Source organism: Streptomyces subrutilus (assembly GCF_008704535.1).
Taxonomy (GTDB): Bacteria; Actinomycetota; Actinomycetes; order Streptomycetales; family Streptomycetaceae; genus Streptomyces; species Streptomyces subrutilus.
Genome location: NZ_CP023701.1, coordinates 2600982 through 2614765, shown reverse-complemented (window position 1 = coordinate 2614765; position 13784 = coordinate 2600982). Strand labels below are relative to the sequence as shown.

Below are 13784 nucleotides of genomic sequence, written 5' to 3'. Positions count from 1 at the left end.
ACAAGCGCTATCGCATCGCCGATCCGTACCTGCGGTTCTGGCTTGCTTTCCTGCAACGCGGGATCCCCTGTCGAGGACGATCTGCCTCTTGCGGCGCATTGGGGTCCGGAGGACCTTGTTCGCGCCTGGCAGTAGTCAGGGAAACCGCGAGGGTGGTGACGCGGCCGGGTTCACCTCCGTGGGGTGACCGGACAGCGCTAGCCTGGCCGGGTGAATGCGCGTACCGCCCTTGTGAAATGGCTGGGAACCCTGGATCCTCAGCGGCTGACCGCGTTGCTGGAGGAGCGGGATCTGCCGCTCGCCGCCGGGCACCGACGGATCACCACCCTCCGCGAGCTCGCCGAACACCTGCTCACCGACGAGTCGGTGGGCCAGGGGCTGATGGCGGGCACTGCCGGAGAACTGGAATTGCTCGCTTCCATCGCCGCCCTCGCCCTGGAGCGGCACGGCCCCGCAGCCGGTGGCGAGGCCGAGGATGGGACCCGATACCCCTGGCAACAGCGGAAGCCCGTTTCCCCGGTGGAACCCGCGGACCGATGGGTGCCCGAGCGGGACGTACTGTCCTGGTTCGAGCCGGGGCAGAAGCGTCAGCGGGCGGAACACGCACTCACCCGACTGCGGGAGCGCGCGTTGTTGCTCCCCGCACCCAAGGGCCGACTGGCGCTCCCACCACTGCTGCACGTCCGCGCCGCCGGGTTCGACGGTTACGGGCGTACGGCCGACCGGCTGCTGACCACCGCCTACAACGCCCCCGAGGTCAAGCGGATCGCCGCAAACCTCTTCGGCGAGGGGGCGGCCCGTACCCGCGACCAGGCCCAGGCGCTGATCACCGCTCTGCTCGCCGATCCCGCCCGGGTGCGGGCACTGGTGGAGAACGCCCCGGTCCGGGCGCTGGAGCTGCTGGACCACTTGGTACCCGGCCCGCCGCTGCTGCGGACCCACTGCTTCGTCGGCCGGTACGGGTCGCAGTACGCGGGCCCGGACGCCAAGTACGTCTTCCGGGAGGGCGGCAGCGGCGACGAGGGCACCGACTGGCTGGCCGGGCGCGGACTACTGATCCCCTCCGGCCCCGACCTCGGGGAGCTCCCCTACGAGGTCGCCCGTGCGCTCCGCGATGAGGGCGCGGCGCCCAGCCCCCGGCTGGAACCAGAGCCGTTCACCGCCACCGTGCCGCTGCCGTCCGGCTGGGAGGGCGAGGGTGGCACTGCCGCCGCGGCGGCCGCCTGGCGGGCCGAACTGGTACTGCGGGCGCTGGCCGCCCAGCCGGTCGCGATCCGCAAGGCGGGCGGGATCGCTGTACGGGACACCCGGCGGCTGGCCAAGGCGGCCGGGGCCGATGAGGCCGACACCCGGCTGTGGCTGGACCTCGCGGTGAACGCCGGCCTGGCCGCGCCCCGGGACGACGAACCGGCCCCCGCTTCCCGCGGCCGCCGCAACTCCAAGGCCCCCAAGCCCACCGCCCGGCTGCTGCCGAGCGACCGCTACGACGCCTGGGCCGCCGCTCCGCCCGCAGGCAAACTGCTGTCGCTCCTGGCCGCCTGGGCCGTGGTCCCCGCGGTTCTTACCCACTGGCCGGACCCCGACGAGACCCCGGTCGCGCTCATCAGTCCCCAGGACGAGGACGCCGTGACCCTCCGCACCGGGGTCCTGCGAGCGCTCGCCGTCCTCCCCGACGGCCACGGGCTGACCGCGAACGCGCGCGGATACACCGAACTGCTCTCCCTGGCCGCATGGTTCCAGCCCGCCCTGCGCGCTCACCTGGCCGCAGACGCCACGGGGGAGCTGACCGGCCTGGACGGAGTCCTCGACCGCATGGCGGCCACCCTGGCCGAGGCGGCCCTGCTCGGCATGGTGGCCCACGGCGCGCTCACCCCCGCCGGGCGGGCCCTGTGCCAGCTGCTGGAGGCGGGAGCCGCCCGCCACTACCCGGCAGTACCCGGCGCGGGCGCCGACCCGGCCGCCCGCGGCCCGGAAGGCCTGGGCGACGACCTCTCCCTCCGCCCCGCCCTGGCGAAGGCGGTGACCACCCTCCGCGAGGAGCTGTACGCAGCGCTGCCCGAGCCCAGCGACAAGGCCCGGTTTCAGAGCGACCTGACCGCCACGGCCACCGGCGCGCCCGCGCCCGCCCTCGCCGACCTGCTCTCCGCCGTCGGCGACATCGAGTCCGAGGGCCACGCGGTGGTCTGGCGCATCACGGCAACCTCCATCCGCCGGGCCCTGGACGCCGGCTGGAGCACGGACGAACTACTCGACCGCCTCACGGCGGCGAGCGAGCGCGACACCCCCCTCCCCCAACCACTGGCCTACACGATCAAAGACACCGCCCGCACCCACGGACAACTCAAGGTCGTCCGCTCCGCCTGCTGCATCCGCTCGGACGACACCGCCCTGATCGCCGAGGTGGCCCAGGCCCGCGGCCTGACCAAGCTCCGCCTGCGCCGAATCGCCCCGACCGTCCTGATCTCCACAGCCCCGCCGGAGGAGACCCTGTCAGCCCTCCGCACGGCCGGCTACGCCCCCACCCAGGAGGCCGAGACCGGCACCACACTCCTCGACCGCGCCCCCACCGACCGCGCACCGAGCCTCTTGCCGACCCTGGACGAGGCTCACAGCGCCTACGGTGACCCGGCCCGCGGCGTTCCCGCGAGCGCCCGTCTACTGGCCGCCACCCTCGCCCCGGGCGGCTAGGAGGTGCGCGCCGGACCTCGACGACGGTGCCGCGTCCACCGTGCGGGCAACCGGGGCGACGGAGGCGGCCCCAGAGCCCGGCGGTCACGGCACCCGGCGCCCTACACTTGCGTGGATCGCGCGCCTGTGCCTGCAGGTGGCGGACTACGCACAAGGCCACAAGGGGGAGGGCACGTACCCGTGGAGCCACTGAGGGACGACGATCCGCAGACCATCGGCGGCTACACCCTGGTATGCAGGATCGGTTCGGGTGGCATGGGCCAGGTGTTCCTCGGTGAATCGGCGGCCGGGCAACAGGTCGCGGTGAAGGTGATCAAACCTTCGGTCCTCGACGAGGACACCCGTACCCGGTTCCTCCTGGAAGTCGACAGCCTGAAGACGGTGTACGGGCCGTTCGTCGCCGCCTTCGTGACAGCGGACGCACACGCCGACGCGCCCTGGCTCGCCGTCGAGTACGTGCCCGGGCCCGATCTGCGGTCCTTCGTCACCGAGCACGGCCCGCTCCCCGCGGCCGAGACCGCCAGCCTCGGAGCGCTGCTCGCCGAGGGACTGGTGACCGTGCACGAGGCGGGCCTGCTGCACCGCGACCTGAAGCCGCAGAACATCCTGCTCGCTTCCTACGGCCCCAAGGTCATCGACTTCGGCCTGGCCGTACTCGCCGAGCGGCGCTCCTTCCTGACCGCGACCGGCTACGTCGTGGGGTCCATTCTGTGCATGCCTCCGGAGCAGGCGCGCGGCGAACACCAGCTCGACCGGGCCGCCGACGTCTACGCGCTCGGTGCCGTCCTGCTCTACGCCGCCACCGGGCACTATCCGTACACCGGTCCCACCTGGCAGGCCGTCGCGCTCAGGATCGAGGATCCGGCCACCGCCCCCGACCTCACTGGCCTGCCCCCCGAGCTCAGCCCGCTGATCGCGGACATGCTCGGGATGGATCCGGCGGCCCGGCCGACGCTGGCGCAGGTGACCGCCGCACTGGTCCAGGTCATGCACGGCCTCGGCCTCACCGCCCGCCAGGCCAAGCGCCGGCTCACGGACCGCATCCCCGCCGTGGTCGTCCCACAGCTCCCGACCGCGACCCCCGAGTACACCCCGACCTTGGTGGACGTGGCGGCCACGGAGGACGAGGAGTACTCGGCGGGGCAGGGGGCGGAGTCTTCGCCGGAGGAGGAATCCGCCGACTCCGCCGTGACACCCGAAGAGGTCCCCTCGGCGCCTGCCGGAGAAACGGCTTCGCGCGGCACCGTCTCGCGCCGCAGGACCGAGGCCGGTGCCCGGCTCTCCGCCCCCCTCCGTATCGCGGAACAGATCCGGGCCGCGTACGCCCGTGACGCCCGGTTCTGAGTCAAGATCACGGGATTCCTCCGGACGGCTCACCCCTCCCATTCCTCCGTGACAGACTTGCGGCCGGACGGCCGTACGACGCATCACGGAGGGATCAGGAGTGGCAGAGCAGGGGGAGAACCGGTATCCGCCGGGCGCCCAGATCCTCGTACGTGACGAGCAGTGGCTGGTCCGCAACTCCATGCCGACGGAACACGACGGCGAGAAGATCGAGGCGCTCGGTGTATCCGAGTTCGTCCGTGACGAGGAAGCGGTCTTCTTCAGCGGGATCGACGCCGTGGAGCTCCTCGACCCCGAGAAGACCCGCCTGGTGTCGGACACCTCCTCCTATTTCCGCCGGGCCCGTCTCTTCCTCGAAGCCGTCATCCGCAAGACGCCCCTCCCGCAGTCGGAGCGCGGCCTCGCCCTCGCGGACCGCTTCCTGCTCGACCCGCTGGCCTACCAGCAGAGACCCGCCGAGCTGGCCCTGTCCATGCGCAACCTCCGCCCCCGCCTGCTCATCGCGGACGTGGTGGGCCTCGGCAAGACCCTGGAGATCGGTCTCACCCTCGCCGAGCTGATCCGGCGCGGCCGGGGCGAGCGCATCCTGGTCGTCACGCCGCAGAGCGTGCTCGAACAGTTCCAGCACGAGCTGTGGACCCGCTTCGCCATCCCGCTCGTCCGCCTGGATTCCCTGGGCCTCCAGCGCATCCAGCGGGAGATCCCGGCCGGCCGCAACCCGTTCACCCACTACAAGCGGGTGATCATCTCGGTGGACACGCTCAAGAACATCGGTCAGTACCGGCACCACTTGGAGCGCATCCGCTGGGACGCCGTCGTCATCGACGAGTCGCACAACCTGATCAACGCCGGCAGCCAGCGCCGCGCCCTGGCCGAGATCCTCGCCCCCCGCACGGACGCCCTGCTCCTCGCGAGCGCGACCCCGCACAACGGTGACAAGCGCTCCTTCGCGGACCTGATCTCGCTATTGGACCCCGCCGCCATCGCCGACCGGGACCACTACGACCCGGCCGAGGACCTCGGGCACCTCTACATCCGCCGTACGAAGATCAGCCCCGAGGTCCGGGACCAGATGGGCGACGAGTGGCCCGACCGCGGCCCCACGCTCTCCCTGCACTGCCCGGCCACCGAGGCCGAGGAGAAGATCTTCGCGGAGCTCACCGACCACTGGCTGCCCGTGCCCCCGGCGAGCAGCGAGTTCGGCACCGCCGACCAGGACCGGGTCTCCGTCACCGCCGACCCGCTGTTCGCCTTCGGTCTGCTGAAGACCTTCCTTTCCTCCCACAAGGCCCTCGGCGACACCGTCGCGACTCGCCTCACCACGCTCCAGGGCAAGCTGGACACGGCGGCGAAGGAGGGCCGCACCCCGGACCCGGCCATCGCGCCCGAGCAGGAAGCCCTGCGCCGCCTGCGCGAGCTCGTCGACGGCATGGGCGACGGCACCGCACCCGGCGATTCCGCGAAACTGGACACCCTGGTCGAGCAGCTCAAGGAGATCGGCGTCGGCCCACGCTCCACCACCCGGGCCGTGATCTTCTCCGAGCGCATCCGCACCCTCAAGTGGCTGTCCCGCACCGTGCCCGCCCGGCTGGGTTTCAAGGCGGACGAGGACGGCTCCTTCAAGGCCGTCCGCCTCCTCCACGGTGGCCTCGGCGACCAGGAACAACTGAAGATCCTTGAGGCCTTCGGGCTGGCAGACAACCAGGTGCGCCTCCTGTTCACCGGTGACGTCGCCTCCGAGGGCGTCAACCTGCACCGGCAGTGCCACCAGCTGATCCACTACGACATCCCGTGGTCCCTGATCCGGATCGAACAGCGCAACGGCCGTATCGACCGCTACGGTCAGGAGCACCAGCCCGAGTTCCGCGCCCTGGTCCTCACCTCCGCCCACCCCGGCGCCAAGGACGACCGCACGGTCGCCGAGAAGCTGATCCTGCGCGAGGAGGAGGCGCACAAGCTCAACGGGACCGCGGAGGCCGAAACCGGCTGCTACCGGGCCGAGGAGGAAGAACGGCGACTCATCAGGGAACTGGTGAAGGGCGGGAGCGTGGAGGACTTCCTCGACGACGCCGCCGAGAACGGCGACTCCGAGCTCTTCGACCTGTTCGGCCAGGTGGACACCGTCACCGAGCACGAGCTGCCCGCCCGCGCCGAACTGGTCTCCCTCTTCGACGGGAACACCGCCGAGTTCGTGGGCACCGCCCTCGACGAGGTGTTCGGAGACCAGGCGGCCGGCCTGATCGACCTCTCCAGGAAGAACGAGGGCAGCGGCTCCTACCTCTCCCTGTCCCCGGCCATGGCGCCCGACCTGCTCCACCGGCTCAAGGCCCTGCCGCCGTCCTACCTCAAGGAACAGGGAGTGGCCAAGCGCATGCTGGTCACCTTCGACCGGGCGCTGGCCCAGCGGAAACTGGACGAGGCCCGTAAGAGCAGTACCTCGCTCTGGCCGGAGGTCTCCTTCCTCACCGACCTCCACCCCGTGGTGGAGTGGCTGACCGACAAGGTGTTGGTCGAATTCGGTCACCAGGAGGCTCCGGTGATCACCTCACCGCACGTCGACGGACCCGTCTTCCTCGTCCAGGGCATCTACTCCAACGCCCTCGGCCGCCCGACCGTGGTGCGCTGGATGGCCGTGACCGGCCTCGACGGCTCCGCGGGCTGCCCGGGCGTCGTCCCCATGGCGGATGCCCTCCGCGACGCCAAGGTCGATCCGCGGCTCGCCCGTACCGGAGGCCCCCGCGACCTCGACCACCTCCAGTCCCTCGTCCCCGCTGCCGTCGCCGTCGCCCGAGACCATCTCGAAGCGGGTAAGGAAGAGTGGGCCGCGCAGCTCAGCGAGCCCCTCGCCGCCTACCGTGAGCACGTCTCCGGCTGGAAGCAGGACACCCTGGAAGGCGGCGCCAGCGGCCGCCGCGAACGCCAGGTGGAGGAGACCGCCGACGAGCTGGCCCGGCTGCTGGACCAGCTGGAGACCACCGGCCGGCCGCTGCTGCGCGTCCTGGCCGTCCTGGACCGCCCGGGCGACCCGGCATCGGCCGCCGCCGGAACCGACGGCCCGCCCACCCCCGAACCCACCCCGTCCGACGACCAGGCGGAGAACAACTGACGTGACGTACGACTCGCTGGTCAACCACGGCGACTACCTCTCGGCCCACTACCTCGCCGAAGTCCTCCCCAAGGACCTCAAGGCCAAGGACGGCCTGCTGGCCCGCTGGGCCGCCGCCGAGGATGAAGAACGACACCGCCACGCCACCGCCGTCGCCGAGGCCAAGAAGCAGGGCGCCGACCCCGCCTCCGTCCCCGCCCGGGTGCGCACCCCCCGCGAGAGCCTGCGCGCCCTGCACGGCCCCTACTTCGCCGGCCGCGCGGTCCTCGCCGAGGACGCCGAAGCCCTCGCCCAGCCGGACGCCGTCGTCCCCGCCGGCTGGGCCAAGCGCGTCACCGAACTGCACCTGGACACCCTGCGCGCCCTCGGGTACGCCGATGCCCACGAGCAGTCGGTCACCGTCCACCGGTCCGACCACGCCTACACCGTGCAGGTCGTCCACGCCGAGCCCGGCCTGTACGCCATTGCCTGCGGCTGGACTACCCAGGCAGACGCCGCCCTCGACCCGGAGGGCGCCGGCCGCCTGCTGCACCCCGTCGCCCTCGAAGGCGCCGGGAGCCTGGTCGATGCCAAGGCCCTCACCGACTTCCTGTTCACGTGCGACGAGCCCCCGCGCTACGTCCTGCTCCTCGTCGGCGGAGTGATCGTCCTCGCCGACCGGCTCGCCTGGAACGAAGGCCGCTACCTAGCAGCCGACCTCGACGCGGCCCTCAACCGCCGCGATGACCGGGGCGGCGGCGAACTCGACACCCTCGCCGCCCTGTTCGGCGCCGACTCGCTCCGGATTCCCGCCGAGGGCGGCGCCGCCCCCCTGGCCGGCTTCCTCGACAAGTCCGGCAAGCACGCCATCGGGGTCTCCACCGAACTCCGCGAGGGCCTGCGCCTGAGCGTCGAGTGGATCGCCGACGAGGTCCTGGCACGCCTGCGCGAACCGGGGAACGGCGTCACCCCCGCCGACCTGGACGACCCGGCCCGCCTCGCCAAGGAGCTCAGCCGCGAGGCACTGCGCTACCTCTACCGCATCCTCTTCCTGCTCTACGCCGAGGCCAGCCCGGCCCTGGGCATCCTTCCCTCCGACTACCCGGAGTACGAGCGGGGCTACGGGCTCCAGCGCCTCGGCGACCTCGTCCTGCGCGACCTGGTCGGTGAACGCTCGCGCCGCGGCTTCCACCTGTACGAGTCCCTGGAGCTGCTCTTCGAGAAGGTCGAGCGCGGCCACCGCGAGTTCGGCTCCGAACCCGAGGACCTCGTAGCCCAGGCCGCCGACCGGGAAGCCACCCGGGTCGAGCGGGAGGCGGCCGAACTCCTGGCCGCCGGCACCCTCACCCAGGCCGAGTACACCGAACGCGTCCGCGAGGCCGACCGCGCCCGCCGGGCCGCCGCCCGCAGCGCCGATGTCGGCCTGCGCTTCGAGCCCCTGCGCTCCGACCTGTTCAAGAAGGAAGCCGTCCGCCTCATCGGCGAGGACCAGATCGAGAACCCCGCCTACGAACGCGACGGCGCCGAAGCCGGGCGCCGCCCCTACCTCGACACCCGGCTGCGCAACGAGACGCTGCACAAGGTGCTGCGCCGCCTGATGCTGACCAAGGGCAAGGGGAAGGAGCGCGGCGGCTTCATCTCGTACGCGCAGCTCGGCATCAACCAGCTCGGCGCGGTGTACGAGGGCCTGATGTCGTACACCGGCTTCATCGCCGACGAGGACCTGTGGGAGGTCGCCAAGGGAGGCGACCCCTCCGGCGGCAGCTGGATGATCAAGGCTTCCCAGGTCAAGGACTACTCCGACGACGTCTTCGTCCGGCGCGTGAACGAAGAGACCGGCGCGGCCGAACGCGTGGTCCACTCCCGCGGCAAGTTCGTCTACCGGCTGGCCGGCCGCGACCGGCAGACCTCCGCCTCTTACTACACGCCGAAGTCCCTCACCGAGGTCACCGTCGAACTGGCCCTGCGCCACCGCCTCGACCAGGACGGCGCGACCACCCCGGGCCGTGAACTGCTGGAGTGGAAGATCTGCGAGCCGGCCCTCGGCTCCGGAGCCTTCCTGAACGAGGCCATCGACCAGGTGGCCGCGGAGTACCTGCGCCGCCGCGAGCACGAGCTCGGCCGCCGGGTCGACGCCGACCAGCGCCAGATCGAACTCCAGCGGATCAAGGCGTACATCGCCCTGCACAACGCCTACGGAGTCGACCTCAATGCCACGGCGGTCGAGCTGGCCGAGGTCTCGCTCTGGCTGAACTCCATGCACCCGGGCATGCGCGCCCCCTGGTTCGGCCTCCACCTGCGCCGGGGCAACTCCCTCATCGGAGCCGGCCGCAAGATCTACCGTTCCCACGTCCTGACCGGCGGCCAGTGGCTGGCGAAGAAGGACACCCTGGCACCGGTCGACCTGCCGTTCCGCGAGGGCGCCCTCCCGCAGGGTGCCGTCCACCACTTCCTCCTCCCGGCGATCGGGTGGGGCGCGGTGGCGGGCGAGCCCGAGGCGAAGAAGCTCGCGGAGCCGGAGGCCAAGGCGCTGGGCAAGTGGCGCAAGGGGATCCAGCACGCGCCGAAGGGCCCGAAGCCGTTCGTGGAGAAGGGCGACGAGGCTCCGGAGGCGCGGGCGAAGCGGTACGCCCGGTGGGAGAAGGCCGCGGCCAAGACGGAGCTGGTGCGGATCCAGGGCGTGGCCCGCCGCGCCGAGTTCCTGTGGTCGCTCGTGGCGACGCGCCTGGAGCTCTCGGAGCGCAAGATCTCGCGGCGGATCGACGTCTGGGGCGCGGACTGGCTGGACCAGCCTTCGGAGGCCGCGGACAAGCAGAAGGTCCTGGACGACCTGACCCGGCACGGCACCCCGTACTGGCGGCTGAAGACCGTCATGGACGCCTGGTGCGCGCTGTGGTTCTGGCCGCTGGACCGGGTGGGCGTGCTCGACGGCACGGACCGGGTGTACGGGACCGGCGGCGCTCTGGTCGAGGAGTCGGCGCTGCCGACCCTGATCACGGGCCGCACGGCCACCCCGGCCGAGCCGGTAGCCCCCACGGGCCCGGCGCCCGGGGACCAGCTGTGGCGGGCGGCCGGCCTCTTCGACGACCCGGACGGGGAGCAGGTCGAGCTGGGCGCGGCGGAGGACGGCGCGGGCCTGGAGACCGGCCCGAAGCGCGGTACGACGGGCCGCAAGACCCAGATCACCGACCAGCGACGGCCGTGCATCCCGCTCCAGAACATGGCGGACTGGCTGGACTTCTTGGAGGCGGCCCTCGGCACGGAGGACGTCCCGGAGGGCTCCCTGCTCGCGGGCATCGAGAACCTCTCGGTGGACGAGGCCCTCGACTTCCTCTCCGACATCGAGGACCGCCTGGACGGCACCCTCGGCATGGACACCCCCGGCCGGCTGCCGTTCCGCTTCCCCTGGCTGGACACGGTCGAGACCATCGCGGGCACGAACGAACGCGACATAAAGGCGGAGGACGGCCACGGCTTCTTCCACTGGGAGCTGCACTTCGCGCACATCTTCCGGGGCGCGAGCGGCGGCTTCGACCTCCAGGTGGGCAACCCGCCGTGGGTCCGGCCCAGGTGGGAGGAGGCCCCGGTCCTTGCCGAGCGTGAGCCCTGGTTCATGCTGGCCGAAAAGCCGAGCGTGGCCAAGTGGCGAGAGCGCAAGCAGCTCGTGCTCGACTCGGAGGGTTCCCTCGGATACTTCCTCCGCGAGCTGGCGTCGCACTCGGCCATGGCGGCGTGGTTGGGCTCAGCCGTCGGGTATCCGGTGCTGACGGGCACCCAGCCCGATCTGTACCGTGCCTTCATGTGTCGGACATGGGCCAATCTGGGGGCTCATGGCATGGCAGGACTGGTACACCCGGACACGCACCTCGGAGGCACTAAGGATGGACGCATTCGAGGCGCGGCATACCCGAGGTTGCGGCTGCACGCGGGGTTCGTGAACGTCGGTAACTGGGCATTCGAGGCCAGCCGGAACACGGAGTTCGGTGTGCACATCTACGGGAACCCGCAGGAGCAGATCGGATTCGACAACCTCAGCCGCCTGTACGGTGTGGAGCCGCTCGTTGCGTCACTCGACCACCACGGTGAGGGCGAGAAGCCCGGGATGAAGCACGGTGGCAGCTGGGACCTGAGGGCCCACAGTGCGCGTGTCATTCGGGTGGATGAGCAGGTGCTTGAGAAGTGGCAGAAGCTGACGGGCGATTCGGGAAATGCTCAGCAGGCGGCGCTGCTCCAGCCGACGACTACGGAGGAGCAGGGGGCGATTGAGGCGCTGTCTGGAGTGTCGCGTCGAGTCGGCGAACACGAGCCCAGGATCACCCGAGGGTTCGACGAGGCGAACGACAAGAAGAACGGGTTCATCTCCTGGCACACGTCTCAACCGGGGGACTTGTCCGAGTTGGTTCTCCAAGGGCCGCACTTCGGTATCGCCACGCCGATCAGCAAGCAGCCGAAGATTCCTTGCCGGGGCAACCACGACTGGACCAGCTTCGACCTCACGCAGTTGGCAGCGGATGCCGTGCCCCGCACGAACTACGTCCGTCCCGAGACGTGCTCTCTCAAGGAGTACGAGAGGGAGCAGGATCGCTGGCTGGACCGTTCTCGGCTGACGAGTGACTGGCAGCCGAGCGCTGAGGAGTGGGAAGACCGCAGCGAGGTGCTTTCCGAGGAAGAGCTAGCTCTGGGAGAGGACGAGCAGCGGGAGCTGCTGCGCCAGCGTCTGTGGTGGTTCCAGCCGTACACGCGGTTCTACCGGCTGGCGTGGCGCGTCATGATTCCTTTCAACACTGAGCGGAGTCTCTTCGCGGCCTTGATGCCCCCAGGTCCGGCCCATGTTCATACGGTGCAGTCGATGGCATTGGCGGGTAATAGAGGTACTGCCCTCAATGCAGGTTTCTGGGCTTCGATCCCGTTCGATTACCTCCTACGCATCACTGGCCGTTCACACCTCCAGGTGGCCGAGGCCCAGAAGATGCCTTACGCGGACCCGGCGCATCCGCTGGCTGGCGCCCTTCTCCTCCGCACACTCCGTCTCAACTGCCTCACGGAGGCGTATGCGCCGCTGTGGGGAGACCTCTACGACATGACATGGCCGGGCTATGAAGATTGGGCCGTGAAGTGGCCCGAACTGGGACCGCTCGCAGCCGGGCTCAAGTCGACCTGGGAGTATGACACCCCGCTCCGCTCCGAGTACGAGCGTCGTGCCGCGCTGGTCGAGATCGACGCGCTGGTTGCAGTGTGGCTCGGCATGAGTGCCGACGAGTTGATGGCCATCCATAAGGCCCGCTACGCGATTCTGGCGGACCGAGAGTCGCAGATGTGGTTCGACGCCAGCGGGCGCCAGATCGCGCAGGACCCGTACGCACACGGTCACGGACAGACGAAGCGGCACTACGAGCAGTTCCTCGCTTACGACAACAAGAAGAGCCCTGGGCCGCCCGAGGGCTATAGCGCACCCTTCTACAAGGCCGAGCGAGATGCCGAGATGCGGGCCGCGCACGCCTGCTTCTCGGAGCGGCTTCAGGGGGCGATCGACGCGGGGAAGTGGACCCCGCCTGCCAAATGAACGCGGAGTGCTCCGCCAAAGGCGGAGCACTCTCGTCAGGCAATCAGGCTCAGGCTCCGGGCGCGTACGCGACGAAGTCGGCCCACGCGGTGGGGGAGAGGGCGAGCCGGGGGCCATCCTGGTGTTTGGAGTCGCGGATGTGGACCGCCGAGGCGCCCGCGGCTACTTCCACGCAGTCCCCGTCGCCACCGCTGCTGAAGCTGCTCTTGTACCAGGTCAGCTCTTCCATGCTCATAGTGCTCCTCGCATCTCCCGCAGCAGGCCCACGGAGTCCTCCAGAGAGAGGGCCTGTGCCCGCATCCTGGCATACCGCCGCTGGAGGACGCTGATCTCCCTGGGATCGCTGAGTAGCACCCCGCTGCGCTGGCCCTCGCAGTACGCGAACCACCTTGGATACCGGGTCTCCAGCAACTGCATAGGCCCATCCAGCCCCGCATGCGAACTCCTGGCCAGGGGCATCACCTGCACCTCCACGTTCCGCAGCTCCGCGATCTCCAGCACCCGGTCGATGAGGGTCCGCGTCACCTCCGCCCCACCCGTCCCCCGCCGGAACAGCTGCTCCTCCAGCAGGAACCCGAACGTGGTGTTCGGCCGTTCCCACAGCAGCCGCTGCCGTTTCGCTCGCGCCGTCCACTGGGCCTCGACCTGCGCGTCGCTGAGCGGCGGCAGCTGGTCCGTGAACAGCGTGCGCGCGTACGACTCCGGCTGCAAGAGCCCCGGGACCATGCGGCACTCGTACGTGTAGAGGGTCACCGCCTCCAGCTCCAGGCGGGCCCAGCGCCGGAACCAGCTCGCCAGGCCAGGCTGTCGCGACAAGTGCGGTGCGGCTTTCCGGATGGCGCCCACGTTGCCCGTGGCCTCCTCCGCCCGCTCCACGAAGTCCTCGTCCGGCATGCGCCGGCCCTGCTCGATCGAGGCCACCGTGTGCTTCGAGAAACGGACCCGCTCCGCGAACTCCTCTCGGCTGAGCCCGGCGTGTTCCCGCAGGGCCTGGACGACCGCGCCGAAGGTGCGCAGACTGTCGGACGCCTCCGGTTCGGCGCCGACCGGGCTGCCGCCCGCCTCCTCGCCCGTACCGTCGTCGTCCGTGTTCTCGTAGGCCAT

Annotated in this window: 6 protein-coding genes; 4 read left to right on the top strand and 2 right to left on the bottom strand. The window is 70.7% G+C overall.

The window, feature by feature from the left end; translation table 11 throughout:
- Positions 1-210 precede the first annotated feature (210 nt).
- The 4 genes from CP968_RS11060 (at position 211) to CP968_RS11045 (ending at position 12680) form a co-directional block, all read left to right on the top strand.
- Entirely contained in the window at positions 211-2688 is a 2478-nt protein-coding gene (locus tag CP968_RS11060) for a helicase-associated domain-containing protein (RefSeq protein WP_150517854.1), read from the top strand.
- 180 nt (positions 2689-2868) lie between these two features.
- The gene (locus CP968_RS11055; protein ID WP_150517853.1) at positions 2869-4032 is read left to right on the top strand and encodes a serine/threonine-protein kinase; all 1164 of its coding nucleotides are present in this window, start codon (positions 2869-2871) and stop codon (positions 4030-4032) included.
- A 100-nt stretch (positions 4033-4132) separates the two neighbouring features.
- Positions 4133-7138 (top strand): SNF2-related protein, encoded by a 3006-nt coding sequence (locus CP968_RS11050; protein WP_150517852.1) that lies wholly within the window; start codon positions 4133-4135, stop codon positions 7136-7138.
- A gap of 1 nt (position 7139) precedes the next feature.
- Complete coding sequence (locus tag CP968_RS11045; RefSeq protein ID WP_150517851.1) at positions 7140-12680, top strand: DNA methyltransferase; 5541 nt, start codon at positions 7140-7142, stop codon at positions 12678-12680.
- A 49-nt stretch (positions 12681-12729) separates the two neighbouring features.
- Here the strand turns inward: CP968_RS11045 and CP968_RS11040 are convergent, their stop codons facing one another.
- Together CP968_RS11040 and CP968_RS11035 are read right to left on the bottom strand one after the other, a co-directional pair.
- A complete protein-coding gene (locus CP968_RS11040) occupies positions 12730-12915 on the bottom strand; it encodes a DUF397 domain-containing protein (RefSeq protein ID WP_150517850.1) in 186 nt (61 codons plus the stop codon).
- Positions 12912-13784: a helix-turn-helix domain-containing protein gene (locus tag CP968_RS11035; protein ID WP_150517849.1), complete on the bottom strand. Its 873-nt coding sequence runs from the start codon at positions 13782-13784 to the stop codon at positions 12912-12914. The genes CP968_RS11040 and CP968_RS11035 overlap by 4 nt, the downstream gene beginning before the upstream one ends.

Bases quoted from the DNA above. Each gene is read 5' to 3' on its own strand.
- CP968_RS11040 (WP_150517850.1), bottom strand. From the start codon at position 12,915: ATGAGCATGGAAGAGCTGACCTGGTACAAGAGCAGCTTCAGCAGCGGT.
- CP968_RS11035 (WP_150517849.1), bottom strand. From the start codon at position 13,784: ATGGCCTACGAGAACACGGACGACGACGGTACGGGCGAGGAGGCGGGC.